Annotated in this window: 11 protein-coding genes; 8 read left to right on the forward strand and 3 right to left on the reverse strand. The window is 37.5% G+C overall.

Translation table 11 applies throughout. From position 1 onward, the window contains the following. The first annotated feature begins 258 nt into the window (after nt 1-258). Both CD31_RS12620 and CD31_RS12625 read left to right on the forward strand, forming a co-directional pair. Nucleotides 259-1,551 (forward strand): globin-coupled sensor protein, encoded by a 1,293-nt coding sequence (locus CD31_RS12620; RefSeq protein WP_036078078.1) that lies wholly within the window; start codon nt 259-261, stop codon nt 1,549-1,551. A 215-nt stretch (nt 1,552-1,766) separates the two neighbouring features. Beyond that, nucleotides 1,767-2,729 (forward strand): 2-hydroxyacid dehydrogenase, encoded by a 963-nt coding sequence (locus CD31_RS12625; RefSeq protein WP_036078082.1) that lies wholly within the window; start codon nt 1,767-1,769, stop codon nt 2,727-2,729. A gap of 38 nt (nt 2,730-2,767) precedes the next feature. On the opposite strand, the gene CD31_RS12630 is transcribed toward CD31_RS12625, so the two are convergent. After that, a complete protein-coding gene (locus CD31_RS12630; RefSeq protein ID WP_004229711.1) occupies nt 2,768-3,568 on the reverse strand; it encodes a TIGR00266 family protein in 801 nt (266 codons plus the stop codon). 578 nt (nt 3,569-4,146) lie between these two features. On the opposite strand from CD31_RS12630, the gene CD31_RS12635 reads away from it, so the two are divergent. The 4 genes from CD31_RS12635 (at nt 4,147) to CD31_RS12650 (ending at nt 10,254) form a co-directional block, all read left to right on the forward strand. Further along, a complete protein-coding gene (locus CD31_RS12635; protein WP_036078085.1) occupies nt 4,147-5,625 on the forward strand; it encodes an aldehyde dehydrogenase family protein in 1,479 nt (492 codons plus the stop codon). A gap of 26 nt (nt 5,626-5,651) precedes the next feature. Further along, a complete protein-coding gene (locus tag CD31_RS12640) occupies nt 5,652-6,824 on the forward strand; it encodes a saccharopine dehydrogenase family protein (protein WP_004229703.1) in 1,173 nt (390 codons plus the stop codon). A 9-nt stretch (nt 6,825-6,833) separates the two neighbouring features. Beyond that, on the forward strand, nt 6,834-8,027 hold the full coding sequence (locus CD31_RS12645) for an acyl-CoA dehydrogenase family protein (RefSeq protein WP_036078088.1): 1,194 nt from the start codon (nt 6,834-6,836) through the stop codon (nt 8,025-8,027). Between the two features lie 130 nt (nt 8,028-8,157). Then, nucleotides 8,158-10,254: a beta-propeller domain-containing protein gene (locus CD31_RS12650; protein ID WP_016992931.1), complete on the forward strand. Its 2,097-nt coding sequence runs from the start codon at nt 8,158-8,160 to the stop codon at nt 10,252-10,254. A gap of 349 nt (nt 10,255-10,603) precedes the next feature. Here CD31_RS12650 and CD31_RS12655 read toward each other — a convergent pair whose 3' ends face one another. Next, nucleotides 10,604-12,013 carry a polysaccharide deacetylase family protein gene (locus CD31_RS12655; protein WP_036078091.1) on the reverse strand — a complete coding sequence of 470 codons (1,410 nt, stop codon included), beginning with the start codon at nt 12,011-12,013 and terminating at the stop codon, nt 10,604-10,606. 328 nt (nt 12,014-12,341) lie between these two features. On the opposite strand from CD31_RS12655, the gene CD31_RS12660 reads away from it, so the two are divergent. Together CD31_RS12660 and CD31_RS12665 are read left to right on the forward strand one after the other, a co-directional pair. Next, entirely contained in the window at nt 12,342-13,094 is a 753-nt protein-coding gene (locus CD31_RS12660; protein ID WP_016994658.1) for a threonine/serine exporter family protein, read from the forward strand. Between the two features lie 12 nt (nt 13,095-13,106). Then, nucleotides 13,107-13,583, forward strand: a complete 477-nt coding sequence (locus CD31_RS12665; RefSeq protein ID WP_081010948.1) for a threonine/serine exporter family protein — start codon at nt 13,107-13,109, stop codon at nt 13,581-13,583. Nucleotides 13,584-13,636: 53 nt separating this feature from the next. On the opposite strand, the gene CD31_RS12670 is transcribed toward CD31_RS12665, so the two are convergent. Beyond that, entirely contained in the window at nt 13,637-15,664 is a 2,028-nt protein-coding gene (locus CD31_RS12670) for an EAL domain-containing protein (protein WP_036078094.1), read from the reverse strand. Nucleotides 15,665-15,775: the final 111 nt, after the last annotated feature.

The raw sequence follows: 15,775 nt of genomic DNA on the forward strand, positions 1-15,775 counted from the left end.
TTTTTTGCGTTAAATTTATTGAATCCTCCATCCATTTTTTCATTAAAGTGAAAGAAAGTGAGTATAAAGAATCATCTTTATACATAAAATAATAGCAAATTATAATAATATTAGACATCATTTACCTATATATTGTTCATTTATCTGTTTTGAGATTATAATTGATACATAAAGTGTCTAATTATATGTTGTTTTATAATGAAAAATAGGAATATAGACTTAGTTAAATATATATGATTAAAATATGAGGTGGAGAAAATGTTTCAACTTATCAATAGATCTAAGAAAAATACAATTGAAATAAGCAATGAAACAACTTTCGGTATTTTTATAGAAGATCCAGACCGTTTACTACAATTAAATCTTGTAGGGTTAAGTGTTCATGATCTTCAGCTGATTAGTAGTTTAAAACCATATGTAGAAAGAAATGTAGTAGAAGTGGTAGGGGCATTTTATCATGCAATAGAAAGTGTTCCTTCCTTACAAAAGGTTATTCAATCAAATAGCTCCAGCGAACGTCTACGTCAAACATTACGTCATCATATTATTGAAATGTTTGAGGGGCGAATAGATGAAGCCTTTTTAGAGAAGCGGAGACGTGTGGCAAAAATGCATGTAAAGATTAATTTATATCCGAAGTGGTATTTAGCTGCTTTTCAAATTCTTGAGAAATCACTTCGCAAAATAGTCTATGAGCTTCGATTACCAAAGGGTGAGGAAGAGAAGTTTTGTGATGCTATCAGTAAAATATGTAATTTTGAACAACAAATCGTTTTAGAAGAATACGATAACTATGCAAGCATACTAATTGAGGAACAACGCAATAATGTTAGGGATCATGTAAAGGATATTATAGGCGGAATTTCTACGCAATTAGAAGTTCAATCTCAAACTACGACTGAAACAGTAACAGAGCTTGTCTATAGCGCAAAGCGTGTCAACGCTTTCTTGAAGGAAAGTGTATATGAGGCTGAATCTATGCAAAAAGTGTCTAGTGAAGGTTATACTAAAATAATATCTATTGATGAGCAAACAGGGAAGATTCATCACAAGACCGTTGAAATGGCAAATATGGTGGAGCAATTAGATGCATCTTCTTCGAAAATAAATGCCGTTGTAGAAATTGTGAAAAGTATTTCTGGGCAAACAAATTTACTTGCGTTAAACTCTGCGATTGAGGCAGCACGTGCTGGTGAGCATGGTAAAGGCTTTGCAGTTGTTGCAAACGAAGTACGCAAGCTTGCGGATCAAACGAAAAGCTCTGTTGAACAGATTGCTGAGTTAATCATGACGTCAAATGGTATTACAACTCAAGTTGTACAAGCTATTCAGGACATACAGGAGCTTGTGAATAGTAGTATCGAACGTAATGCTGAATCTCTAAAAGCATTTGATGCGATTTCTGGCTCTGTAGAGGATTCGATCTCTAATTTTCAAAAGGTTGGTAATCAAGTATCTGAACTGGCTACTATTATTGAATCGATTGGTGAATCTTCGGAAGAATTAGAGAGAGTGGCGAATCGCTTAAATACAACAATTAGAGAGTTTTAAAAGAAACATAGCTATGCATTCTATTTATGCATAGTTTTTTAGTATGTGAATTAGGATGAAAGGTCTTATTTTATGGATGAATCAACTAATAGGCTGATGAAATAGCTAATAACAAATTTTATAGAAAGAGGAAGACTACAAAACCCTAGAAAATGCTTGTTTTAAGTGTTACGCTATAGGCGAATTAGGGAATTGAGTAGAGGGGTGTTTGGAGCATGAAAAAGAAATTATTTATAGCACGTAAGTTTCCTGCACATATTGTTGAACTATTACAGGAGTTTTATGAAATCTCACAGTGGGATGAGGAAGAGATTGTGATCCCACGTGAAAAATTACTAGCAGCTGTCGCTGACTGTGAGGTACTGTGGGTAACGTTAGCCGACCAAGTAGATGAAGAATTACTTTCACATGCACCCAACTTAAAATTAGTGACGAATTTAGCAGTTGGATATAATAATATCGATGTGAAGGCTTTAAAAAAACGAGGCATTATGGCGACAAATACGCCGGGTGTTTTAACGAATACAACTGCAGATTTAGTATTTGGCTTACTGCTTGCAACTGCCCGTAGAATTCCAGAAAGTGAAAGATATTTACGTGAGGGCAAATGGAAAAGCTGGTATCCAATGCAATTGGTTGGCAAGGATGTTTCAGGAGCCACAATTGGCATTATTGGCATGGGGAGAATTGGCCAAGCCGTTGCTAGAAGAGCAAAAGGTTTTGATATGAAAATCTTGTATAATAATCGCAGACGTCGTCATGAAGCGGAAGAAATGTATGGCTTCCAGTATGTTTCACTGGAGGATCTATTAAAACAATCCGATTTTGTTGTGATCATGACACCTTATAATAGTGATACGGAAGGACTTATTGGAGCGCGGGAACTTGCATTGATGAAAGAAGATGCGGTATTAATTAATGCCTCACGAGGTGGAATTATTGATGAGGGTGCGCTATACGATGTTCTTAAAAATGGGAAGCTTTGGGCTGCAGGACTAGATGTGTTTGAACAAGAGCCGATTGCGATGGATCATCCCTTATTAACACTTCCAAATGTAGTAGCTCTGCCACATATCGGTAGCGCGTCATTAGAAACGAGAACAGCTATGCTAATGTTAAATGTAAAAGCTTTGACTGCTTATGGACAAGGCAAGGCAATATCCAATCGAATTGATTAAAAAGAGGAGCATATCGGTGAAAGATATGCTCCATTTTTTTATCTATTGAATAAATCGAATAAGCCGCCGATACCGCCTTCACCTTTTGATTGACCGCCTCCGCCTTGCGAAATAGGGGCAGCTGCAAAGACACGACTGGCTAAACGGCTAAATGGTAATGATTGTACCCACACTGTTCCAGGACCACGTAATGTAGCAAAGAAGATTCCTTCGCCTCCAAACAGTGCTGTTTTTACGCCTCCAACCATTTCAATATCGTAATCCACATTGGATGTCATTGCTACAAGACATCCTGTATCCACACGTAAAACTTCACCCGGTTGTAATGTTTTTTCATGAATGGCTCCTCCTGCATGCACAAACGCCATGCCGTCACCTTCTAGCTTTTGCATAATGAAACCTTCACCACCAAAGAAGCCTACTCCAATTTTTTTCTGAAATTCAACGCCAACAGAAACACCTTTAGCAGCAGCTAAGAATGCATCTTTTTGACAGATAATTTTACCGTTTAATTGGCTTAAATCCATTGGAATAATCTTCCCTGGGTATGGTGAAGCGAAATAAACATGTTTTTTACCTGAGCCAACGTTTGTAAATGTTGTCATGAATAAGCTTTCCCCTGTTATTAGCCGTTTCCCTGCACCTAATAATTTCCCCATTAGACCACTTTGTGAGCCACCTCGTGAGCCGTCACCAAAAATAGTTTCCATATGGATCGAATCATCCATCATCATTAACGCACCTGCTTCTGCAACAACTGTTTCCTGAGGGTCAAGCTCAACTTGCACATATTGCATGTCGTCACCAAATAACTTGTAGTCAATTTCATGATTATTCATAAAGGGATTCCTCCAAAAATAAATTTAATGATATTGTATACGATTATAAGCTGCATTGGTTTCAATAGAAAATTAAATATTTTAGAAAAAAAGGGAATTAGTTAGAAAATGTCGAATATAAAAAACTAGAATGTGTATTATTTATTTTCATTTAACTAAGGGTATTGTGAATATACATAACCCTAAGAGGCTTCTAAATTAAGAAGCCATCCTCTATATGGAGGCAATGAAGTTAAGTGGAAATAAAGCCTCTGGCAGTTGTCACCGATTATTATTGAAATGCTAGTATTACAAGGTGTGGTGTATATTGAAAATTCGGAATTTTGACATATTTTATCTCCGCTCACTCCAAGATTCCTAATGAGACATTTTTTCTTTTGGTGGGGAGCAACTATTGATGTATGGAGATAAAGCCACTGGTAGCTGTCACGAATAGTGAAGCGTGCAAGCACATTCCACTGCTCGGACACAATTTCCAAAGGCAAAATGGATTCTGGTTAAATTCATAGACTTATACCTATGGAATACGACTGGTACAACAGCTGAGGCATCATAGAGTATTTCAGGGGGTGTATGTAGTGGAGATTAAAAACTATATCGGTGGTAAATGGATCACACATTCACATTTACAAAGTATAGCAGTGACGAACCCTGCAAACGGTGAGCAGCTTGCTACCATTCCACGCTCTACTTCGAATGAGGTAGGCGAGGCTGTAGCTGCTGCTAAACAAGCACAAAAGAGCTGGGCACTTATACCAGCACCAAAACGTGCAGATTATTTATATGCCATCGGTCAAAAAATGAAAGAAAAAAAAGAACATTTGGCGACCGTTTTAACAAAAGAGATGGGCAAGGTCATTGAAGAGGCTAGAGGAGAAGTCCAAGAAGGAATTGATATGGCATACTATATGGCTGGTGAAGGACGTAGATTGTTTGGTGAAACAACACCGTCTGAGCTTGCCAATAAATTTGCTATGAGTGTAAGGGCACCTATAGGCGTAGTAGCACTCATTACACCTTGGAATTTCCCTGTTGCTATCGCCACGTGGAAGTCATTTCCTGCCATTGTAGCAGGGAATACATTCATTTGGAAACCGTCTAATGAGACTCCAATGATGGCCTATGAAATGGGTAAAATTTTTGAGGAAGTAGGCTTACCTGATGGTGTTGCTAATATCGTATTTGGTACAGGACCTACAGTAGGTACAGCATTAATTGAACATCCTGACGTCAAAGTTATTTCATTTACAGGTTCTACAACAACTGGCAGTAAAGTAGCTGAACTTGGCGGGAAACATTTGAAAAAGGTTTCTTTAGAGATGGGTGGAAAAAATGCTGTTATTGTCATGAATGATGCGGATTTACAGCTAGCTACAGAGGGGATTTTATGGAGCGCATTTGGTACTGCTGGGCAAAGGTGTACAGCATGTAGTCGAGTCATTGTGCATAAAGATGTAAAAGAACAATTAGAAAAACGTCTCTTAGATGAAATGCAAAAGCTCACAATTGGGGATGGTCTAGATGAGGGAGTTAAAATCGGGCCAGTGATTAATAAAGCAGCATTGGAAAAAATTAATCACTATGTACAAATAGGTAAACAAGAGGGTGCTACATTATTAGCAGGTGGCAGGATATTAAATGAACCACCTTATGATAAGGGGTTCTATTATGAGCCAACATTGTTTACGAATGTGAAGCCTGACATGATTATTGCCCAAGAAGAAATCTTTGGTCCAGTCGTATCTCTAATTGAAGTGGCAAGTTTGGAAGAAGCAATTGAAGTAAATAATGGTGTGAAATTTGGCTTATCTAGCTCAATATTCTCACAAGATGTCAATACAATTTTCCGCGCACAACGTGATTTAGACACAGGTATTGTTTATGTAAATGCTGGCACAACAGGTGCTGAAATCCATTTGCCATTTGGAGGTACTAAAGGGACAGGAAATGGTCACCGCGATTCAGGTGTAGCAGCCCTAGATGTATACACAGAGTGGAAAAGTATTTATGTAGACTACAGCGGTAAATTACAAAGAGCACAAATCGATACAGAGTAACAGATCAACGAAAGGGGATGTTCTTGATGAAAGTTGTTGTATTAGGTGCAGGTTTAATGGGGAAAGAGGTAGCTCGTGATTTAATAAAAAACGATAAAGTGGAGCGTGTGTATTTAGGTGATATCGATGTAAAAGTTGCACAGGACTTTGTAGATACGCTAGATACGAATAAGGTAGAAGTGGTAGAACTACACGCAGAACGTGACGATTCATTAATGAACGTTATTTCGAAGGGGGATGTTGCCGTCAATGCATTGTTTTATTCGTTCAATGAGCGAGTAGCAAGAGCAGCTATTGAGGCAGGTGTCCATTCCGTCGATTTAGGTGGTCATATCGGTGGCGTTACAGAGAAGATACTAGATTTACATGAGGAAGCAAAGGCAAAGGGTGTTACAATTATCCCTGATTTAGGTGTTGCTCCCGGCATGGTCAATATTCTAGCGGGCTATGGTGCTTCAAAATTAGACGAAGTAGAATCTATTAAACTATTTGTTGGTGGTATTCCAACTGAACCAAAGCCTCCACTTCATTATACACGCGTATTTTCTTTAGATGGCGTATTCGATCATTATACTGAGCCTTCAAAAACGATTCAGAAGGGCAAGCTTGAAGAAGTTCCATCCCTATCAGGCGTTGAACCTATTTATTTTGATGATTTTGGTGTGCTTGAGGCATTTTATACATCTGGTGGTATCTCCACATTGTATAAGACATTCCCGAATGTCCGCACATTAGAATATAAAACCATTCGTTATAAAGGCCATGCTGAGAAATTTAAACTTTTAGCTGATTTAGGTTTCCTTGATTCTGCAAATAAGGTAGAAGTGGATAACCAAGAAGTACCTGTTCGTGCAGTCGTACGAGAGGCACTCAAAAAGAAACTAGAATTAGGCACAAAACCTGATGCTGTATTGTTACGTGTTATTGTGGCTGGTGAAAAAGCCCAGCAGCAGGTGACATATGAATATGAAATGGTTGTACGTAAGGATATGACAATTAATGAAACAGCTATGGCGCGTGCTACCGCAAATACAATTTCAGTTGTAGCACAGATGATTGGTGCGGGTGCTATTACAGAGCATGGTGTATTCCCGCCTGAAGCAATCGTGCCAGGTGATACGTATATTGAAGAGATGGCAAAACGCGGCGTGGTGATTAAAGAGACATCACATAAATCTGCTATGATTGTGAAATGGTAGGTGCTGACCATGAACTTTGAAATGTCCACTGAGCAAGAAATGCTACGAAAAACAGTAAGGCAGTTTGTTGATGATGAAATCATTCCCTATATTGCAAAGTGGGATGCTGAAGGTGGCTTTGATGCTAAAATTTGGTCAAGACTAGCTGAGCTTGGCTTAATGGGGGTTTGTGTTCCTGAGCAATACGGAGGTAGTGGCATGGATTATAATTCACTTGCTATCGTATGTGAGGAGCTTGAACGAGGAGATACAGCATTTCGCACAGCTGTATCTGTCCATACAGGTTTAAATAGCATGACCTTAATGCAGTGGGGGACTGAAGAGCAAAAGCAGCGATACCTTGTTCCACAAGCTAAGGGTGTTCGGATTGGCGCTTTTGGTCTCACAGAGCCGGGCGCTGGATCTGATGTAGCTGCTATGTCAACAACTGCTGTTCTTGATGGAAATCATTATATCCTCAATGGGCAAAAAACGTGGATCTCCTTATGTGATATTGCAGATCACTTTATCGTATTTGCCTATACAGACAAATCGAAGAAACATCATGGGATTAGTGCGTTTATTGTAGAACGTTCCATGGCTGGCTTCACATCTAAAGCGATTAAAGGGAAATATGGTATCCGGGCTGGTAATACTGGTGAGCTCTTTTTTGAAGATTTACGCGTGCCAATCGAAAACCGACTTGGTGAAGAGGGCGAGGGCTTCAAAATTGCCATGTCTGCTTTAGATAATGGTCGATTTACAGTAGCAGCAGGTGCTGTTGGTTTAATCCAAGCTTGCATAGAGGCTAGTGTGAAATACTGTCATGAACGAGAGACGTTTGGTAAGCCTATAGGTGAGCATCAGCTTGTTGGACGAATGATTGCTAATATGGAAGCAGGCTATCAAATGAGTCGTCTCCTTGTCTATCGTGTTGGAGAATTGAAAAACAAGGGTGTTCGAAATACTCGAGAGACATCATTGGCAAAATGGCAGTCTTGTGATTTTGCCAATAAGGCTGCTGATGATGCGGTACAGATTCATGGAGCATATGGCTATTCAGACGAATATCCAGTTGCCCGTTATTTAAGAAACTCCAAAGCTCCAGTCATTTATGAAGGAACTCGAGAAATTCATACTATTATGCAGGCTGATTATGTATTGGGAAGACGACAAGATAAGCCATTAAAAAATATGTTGCCTAAATGGCCATTTGAAGAATAAACGAGAGGGAAACATTTCCCTCTCGCTTTTTGTAGTGGTTTAACTTACTTAGAAAATTTCAGAAAAATGTAACTTTCCTCCTTTTTACTAGTCTAATTGATAAACAAGTATATGAAAGAGAGGGAAAATGATGAAAAGTAAATGGCTCGCAATTATGCTGATTATTGTTCTAGCTATCGTGCCTGGCATTTTTACATGGATAGTGAATACAGATGTGACGGCAAAGGCCGCTAGTGCAAGTATGGCAACACAAAACTGGCAAGCATCTTTTTCGGTTGCTTTAAAGAAAAACAAAATTACTGAAGAATATGTCTATATCACTACGGAAAAAGGACGCAAAGTACCTGCAACAATTGAATTGTTGGAAGATCAGAAAACGGTAGTGGTGAAAAAGTTAGCACCAGGTAGTTATCAGTTGCATGTGAAAAAGGAAGCCTTTGCACAAGGCGGACTGAATGTAGCTTCACAAACAATCCCATTTACAATTATCGAGACTTTAACAGCCGTCAAATCTGAGAAAGAGTTACAGCAGTATTTTAAAAAGTTGTTAACAACTCAAAGAGTAGAAATTAGAGAAGAAGAGAGCGCCCAAAATGCAACAAGTGAAGATAAGGCAACTGCTAATAATGAGTCTACTACCAATAATCAAGTAGAAGGGGTAGAAGAGGGAGACATTGTAGTTGTAAAAGATGGCTTTATTTACACTGCAAAAGATCAGAGCATTACTGTTGTGAATGCTAAAGATCCTAAGAATTTAAAGATGGCTACAAGTATTAAATTAAAAGAGTCCCAATACATTTCTAAGCTTGCGCTATATGACAATCTATTAATTGCCATCGGGGATCAATATATTGAAAAAGCAGGCACTGCTATGGTAACAGCCTCATTTTATGATATTTCAAATCCGAGCAATCCAACGCATGTACGTGATGTGGGGCAAGAGGGCTTCTTACAGGATATTCGAATAACAAAGGACACATTATATTTAATTGGTAATATGTATCCAAATTATTGGATGCTACAAGAAAATAATAAAACGGATTTAAAGCCTAAAACGTTTGATAGTATGGCAGGATCCGAATACAAAAGTCTACCATTAGAAAAAATCTCGATCTTACCAAATACGATGGATGGTACCTATAGTTTAATTACAGCTGTCGATTTAAAAAATGGAGCTAAGACAACGGCCAATACGAAAGGGTACTTAGGCGGAAGTAGTGGTCTTTATATGTCAGAGAATGCTCTATATTTAACGACACCAATGTATGAAAGTAATATTGATGTTTCATCAGAAAAGCGCATCATGGATATGATTTGGTTACCGAGGTCAGCTGACACTCAAATTTTCAAGTGGAATGTAGATGGAACGACTTTGAACTTTGTTGGAAGTACTGAAGTAAAGGGAACTGTGCTAAATCAGTATTCAATGGATGAATATAAGGGGAACTTCCGAATCTTTACAACAGAAGGTAATACGTGGAATGAAAAAAGTACTTCTTATAACCATCTCTTTATTTTGGATGAACATTTAAAAACGCTTGGTTCAGTAAAAGATATGGCGCCTGGAGAAAAGATATATTCAGCTAGATTTATGGGAGAAAAAGCATATGTGGTGACATTTAAACAAGTGGATCCACTGTTTGTCATTGATGTAGCGAATCCGAAAAAGCCTGCTGTACTAGGTGAATTGAAGATTCCTGGCTTCAGTAATTACCTCCATCCATTAGATGATACGCATTTAATTGGTATTGGTTATGATACGGAGCAACGCTATGATTCGTATACGAAACGTAATTTCACTGTGACAACCAATATGAAGATGTCCCTATTTGATGTATCAGACTTCCGAAATCCGAAAGAGCAATCGACCGTAAAAATCGGTGGGAAAGGTTCTTCCTCTGAAGTGCAATACAATCCTAAAGCGCTATTCCGCAATAAGGAATTCAACTATTTTGGCTTCCCTGTAGTACTGTATGAGGCAGGTAAGGGCGATGAAGTTGTCTATCAAGGTCAAGGTGCTCAAATTTATGAGATTACTGCTGAGAAAGGGATTGTATTGAAAGGAAATATAATCAATCGAAAGAATGGTGAGTCATATGAAAATTGGGAGCAGGTTGTACAACGTGTTGTCTATATAGATAATACGCTGTATACAATAGCGCGTAACGAGATAAAAAGCTATCAGTTAAATGACTTCAAGCCTTTAGATACATTAACAATAAAATAATAAGAAAAACAAAACAGTCAATTGAAAGGTATCAAGTAGCCTACTCTTTATGAAGAGGTGTTGTCACCCATCACTTCTCCGCATTGAAAATAAGAGTTTACTCTAAGTATACAGAAAAAGGGCTATTTGATCGCTAAACTACTATGAAAAAGTAAGACCTATGCAGAATGGTTGATTGGAGAGGAGACAGCGTCACTACTAGGGGATTGAGCGGCTCAGCGGACGCCCCCTAGAAAGGAAGCTGATCAACCTCTCACCTTGCAAAGTTGCTTTTTCTGCCGTTGACATCATCTTTTTTCAACAAAAAGGAAAGTCCAATGAAATTCATTGGACTTTTCTTTGTTAATTACTATTGTCGATATGGCAGTATCTCGGATACAGTCACAAATTCATAACCCTGCTCTTGTAAATAGGCAAGAACAGCGTCAAGTCCGTCAGCAGTGGATTGATGAATATCATGCATTAAAACAATGGCATTATTGTGTAAATTATTTTTTACATGTGGTAAAAGCTGCTGTGCATTGCGGTGTTTCCAATCTAATGTATCAATCGTCCATAACACAACAGGAATAGGAATTTCAGCGTTAATTGTGTCATTAGTTGCGCCGTATGGCGGTCTAAAAACGGTGGCATCTTGATTGATTGCCTTCTCTATTTCAGTGGCAGTAGTGTTATACTCTTTCATCACTTGCTCTTGCGGAAGCTTTGTTAAGACAGGGTGGTTCCACGAATGGTTTCCAATTTCATGACCGCGTGCAAGAACATCTTTTACGATGTCAGGGTAATATTGTACACGACTACCGAGCATGAAGAAAGTAGCCTTTGCGTGATACTTATCGAGAATATTTAAAATTTGCTCTGTCACTTTTGGATGTGGACCATCATCAAACGTTAATGCAATACGTTTTTTATTTGGATCACCGGTTGGTGGTGGATTAATTGGTTTTACATTTTCCATTGCGATTTGAAACTCGGAGGCTAACAATGGATTAATAAGTGAAAGGGGTAGCTTCACTATTGGGGTACCTGCTGCTCCACTAGCAATCTCATATTCATCGAAATAGATTTGTAATGAATCGTCAACAATAGCAAAGCGACTGAAGTTAGACCATTTTGGTTCCGTAGCTTTTAATAATTCATCGTTGAAAAGCTCATCCTTTAATTGGAGGTTTTTTTGCAAATCTTTTCGGACGTTTACAGCTAACGTAGATAGATTATTCTCATCATTTTGTAAGAGTGTTTGGATCGTAATTTGTTCGCCAGTTTCGTTGTTAATAAAGAATGTTTTTGTTGAGACTTCGTGATTGGCACCACCTAGATATAGCATTTTTGTTAACACAAAGGAATAGTAATGCTCTCGGTATGGAAAAGTTTCAAGACTAATATTTAATTCACCCATTGCTTCTTTATCTTTATTTTTTTTCATCGATGTTAGATAGTTTTCTTTTGAATCCGATATGTATTGTAATACGGCATCATTAAGAACCTCGTTATCTGTTTGTGGGTAATGAATAGCAAATGGTGTTCGTTTGTCATTTGAAACGTCTGTAACAATACGTATGCCAGGAAACGCAGAACTTTCAGTCGATAAATGACTATTTACCGATTCTGTCTCGGATTCTTTTGAAGCACTAATCTTTTGAAACTTAAATTCATCCTTTGAAAGGATAATAAAAAGTATAACGGTCGTTAAGGTCACAATAAGGCTAAGTAATAAGAAATCAATTATTGGACCGCGTCTTTTTCTGCGTTCCTGCATGGTTTTGGATACGCTCCCCTCTTTTTTATTTTCTATACAATCAGACGTGTCAGTCATTAAAAAAGTTATACAAATCTATAATCTTTTTATGTTATTTTATGGAAAATTATTAACATCACTTTTCTTCTATAATTAGTGAATGAATTGTAGTTGTACTTCTATATAAGAGGTTGTAAAATACCTACTAAAATAGAAAAAATGCTCAATATTAGTTGAAAATAAATTGAACGATAATAACCCATTGCTTATGAAAAAATTTTCAGTTGAGTTTTTATTGGCAGTTCGTTAATATTGGCAAGGAACCTTTTGAAGGAGGCAGATAGCTGCAATGGTCTTACAAGATGTGGATAATGAACTTACGATTGACTGTTTGTTGCTTGCGGGACGTATTATGATCGAAAGTGGTGCAGAAACATATCGCGTAGAGGATACGATGCTGCGCATGGCACATTCTCAAAATATGCCAAATGCTCAATGTTATGCCACACCAACTGGCATCATTTTTTCGTTAGGCAAGACACAGCCAACAAGAATTACATCAATTCCCAGCAGGGTTACAGATTTACAAAAAATAGCCTTGGTAAATTCAGTATCTCGTAGACTCACATCTCAAATCATAACACTAGAAGAAGCTTATGACGAGCTAAAGTCGATACAAAAAACAAATTATTTTTTACCAACTTATTTACAAGTTTTGGCTGCTGCACTTGCTAGTGGTTGTTTCCTTATTATGTTTAAGGGTGGATGGTCTGATTTTCCTATCGCCTTTTTAGCAGGTGGGCTAGGTTTCCTAGTACTTGTAATAATCAATCATTTAACAAGGGTAAAGTTTTTTTCTGAATTTACAGCATCACTCGTCCTCGGCTTTGTTGCCTTCTTTGCAGTAAAGTATGGTTATGGTACTGAACTTGATAAAATTATTATTAGTTCCGTCATGCCACTCGTACCAGGTATTTTGATTACAAATGCAGTTCGTGATTTAATGGCAGGTCATTTTATGTCAGGGATGGCAAAGGGAGCAGAGGCCTTTTTAACAGCCTTTGCTATTGGTGCAGCAATCGCCGTCACACTAGGATTTTAGGAGGCGGACAATATGCAGATGATGGACATTATTATACAATTAATAGTTAGTTTTTTTGCAACGGCTGGGATTGCCATTATTTTTAATGTTCCTAGAAAAACACTACTTCATTGCGGACTCGTTGGGGTAATTGGCTGGATTATATACTATGTTCTAACAGAGCAAGGTATGGATGTTGTCAAAGCTTCTTTCTTTGGCTCATTTGTCATTGCAATTGTTGCTCATTTATATGCCCGACGTTTTAAAATACCCATGATTATTTTCATTGTTGGTGGAATTATACCGTTAGTGCCAGGGGGCATGGCCTATAATGCAATGAGAAATGTGGTAGAAGATGATTACTTACAAGGCTTGCAATATGGCTTGAAGGCATTTTTAATTACAGGTGCCATTGTTATTGGACTAGTTTTTGCAGAAGTAATTATTCAACTCATCTTCCGCTCAGTGCGTTCAAGTAAAGTAAAATTACAAAAGGTTTATAAAAAATAGAAGGAGGCTGCGTGCACAATAAACGCAGCCTCCTTATTTATTTATTTATTTATTTATTGTTTTTTAGTCAGTACTAGTTCAATTTCTTCTGGTGTCACGGGTTTGCTAATATAATAGCCCTGAATGGCATCGCAGCCGTAAGTGATTAATAGATCTGCTTGTTCAGCTGTTTCTACACCTTCAGCAACAACTTTCAATTCCATGGATTTACCTAGCTGTACCATACCATGCATAAGCTTTTGGCTCTTTTCGGATTTCAAGAGTGAATTTGTAAAGGTTTGATCGATTTTTAAAGTACTTATTGGTAAAATTTGCATATATCTAAATGAACCGTAGCCAGTACCGAAATCATCTAATACAAAAGCGATACCTTCGTTTTCAAGCTTACGCATTTGCTGTGCGATAGAAGATGCAGCTTCAGCTTCTAAAGCAAATTTTTCAGTAATCTCAATTTGTAATAGATTTGCTGGACAACCTGTTTTTGTAATCATTTCAAGTATGGATTTTGCCATATTCTTATCACGGAATTCACGTACAGAAGAGTTAATAGATACTTTTAAATCATAGCCAGCCTTTTTCCAAAGTAAGGCTTGTTCACAAGCCTTTTCCAGCATGAAGGACCCAATATTATTAATCAGACCTGTTTCTTCCGCGATAGGAATTAACTCATCAGGCGTTACAACACCTATTACCTCATCTTCCCAACGTACAAGTGCTTCAACAGCAGTAACTTTCCCCGAATACACATCGATTTGTGGCTGATAGAGTACCTTCAAGTTTTTTTGGTCAAGTGCTTGGAGTAAGCGCTTTTCAATTAATGCTTTACGATTTAAAGCTTTATGTGTTGCTGTTGATAATGAAACAATTTTGTCTCCACCAGCCTCACGTACTGTGGAAATAGTAGCAATGGATGCCTTCATAAGCTGAGAGAATGTTGATTGATCTTCAGGATATCTAGTTATGCCGCCACTAATAGAAATTGGTACAGCAATATTGCCGCTATAAATCGGATGTTGTTGTAAGTAAGATAAGAAGCCTTGAATAAACCATTCACTTAAAGGCGTGATGACAACAAAATCATTTTCATTTATACGAGCCATCGTGCTATCTTGGAAATACATTTTTATACGATTTGTAAATTCAACAATTAGGCTTTGATCAATTTGTTGATCATGTAATTCTTTAAGTGTATAAAATTTATCAATACTTAGATAAACAAATGAAAAGTGTCTTTCATCGTCAATCATATTGGTAATTACTTTTTCAAGTCGATGTGCATTCATCAAACCAGTTTCTGTATCGATGTAAGCAATTTTTTCAAGTTGGTGTTGAATTGTTTTTGACTTTGTAACATCTTTTTCAATTAGGATAAACTGTTGTTCATTTGTTTCAAGATTAACGAGGGGAATAGCCGTTAGTAGTACCCAATAGGATTGCCCCGTTTTTGTAATTTTTTCAACTTCTCCCTGCCATGTATGACCGTTATTTAAATTACGCCAGATTGTATGTGTTATTTTTTCACTCGCTTCATTATCAGGGAACAGTTGCCAAAAGGTTTTGCCGATAACACGCTTTGGTGTCCATTGGCTTGTTTTTAAAAATTCATTATTACATTCTAAGATAAATCCATCGTGATCGAGTGTAACAGTCATGAAGGTCGCATCTAAACCTTGCTTAAGATTTACAAAGGTATTGCAATGAGAGATAGCTTGCGTCATTAATTCTGGTAGCATAAAAATCAATAGAATAAAACGTTCTTCCTCATTTGTAAAAGGTTTAGCAAGCAGAGCTGTTGTTATTTCTACATTGGAAGCTGTGTGTACTTGAATTTTTTCTAGATACGTACTGTCCTCTTTTTGTAAAATAGATTGAAGTGTTTCGACAGGAAGCTGACGCAGTAGATTTTCGTGTATAGATGGAGTAGTATTTCCTTTAATATCATTAGCTGATAAGCCAATCAGATGTTCAGCACTCTTTCCCCAAACTGTCGCTTGTCCATCTTGATTAATGATAATTGCAGGAAAAGGAAGTGAATTTAAATAATGTTCATCAATCGTAAATGATTTATGCATATGACTCATGATTATTCGATCTCCTTGGGTAATCAATATATACTAATATTATAGATAATAATCGGGAATTAGTCATTATGAATATATTTGTAAATATTTGATAGTGAAAAATAATAGGAC

The sequence above is a fragment of the Lysinibacillus boronitolerans JCM 21713 = 10a = NBRC 103108 genome (assembly GCF_000772935.1).
In the GTDB taxonomy this organism is placed as follows: domain Bacteria; phylum Bacillota; class Bacilli; order Bacillales_A; family Planococcaceae; genus Lysinibacillus; species Lysinibacillus boronitolerans.

Excerpts from the sequence above, each read along its gene's own strand:
- CD31_RS12630 (WP_004229711.1), bottom strand. The coding sequence starts at position 3,568 with ATGAATAATCATGAAATTGACTACAAGTTATTTGGTGACGACATGCAA.
- CD31_RS12660 (WP_016994658.1), top strand. The coding sequence starts at position 12,342 with ATGGTCTTACAAGATGTGGATAATGAACTTACGATTGACTGTTTGTTG.
- CD31_RS12650 (WP_016992931.1), top strand. The coding sequence starts at position 8,158 with ATGAAAAGTAAATGGCTCGCAATTATGCTGATTATTGTTCTAGCTATC.
- CD31_RS12620 (WP_036078078.1), top strand. The coding sequence starts at position 259 with ATGTTTCAACTTATCAATAGATCTAAGAAAAATACAATTGAAATAAGC.
- CD31_RS12645 (WP_036078088.1), top strand. The coding sequence starts at position 6,834 with ATGAACTTTGAAATGTCCACTGAGCAAGAAATGCTACGAAAAACAGTA.
- CD31_RS12625 (WP_036078082.1), top strand. The coding sequence starts at position 1,767 with ATGAAAAAGAAATTATTTATAGCACGTAAGTTTCCTGCACATATTGTT.
- CD31_RS12670 (WP_036078094.1), bottom strand. The coding sequence starts at position 15,664 with ATGAGTCATATGCATAAATCATTTACGATTGATGAACATTATTTAAAT.
- CD31_RS12665 (WP_081010948.1), top strand. The coding sequence starts at position 13,107 with ATGCAGATGATGGACATTATTATACAATTAATAGTTAGTTTTTTTGCA.
- CD31_RS12655 (WP_036078091.1), bottom strand. The coding sequence starts at position 12,013 with ATGCAGGAACGCAGAAAAAGACGCGGTCCAATAATTGATTTCTTATTA.
- CD31_RS12640 (WP_004229703.1), top strand. The coding sequence starts at position 5,652 with ATGAAAGTTGTTGTATTAGGTGCAGGTTTAATGGGGAAAGAGGTAGCT.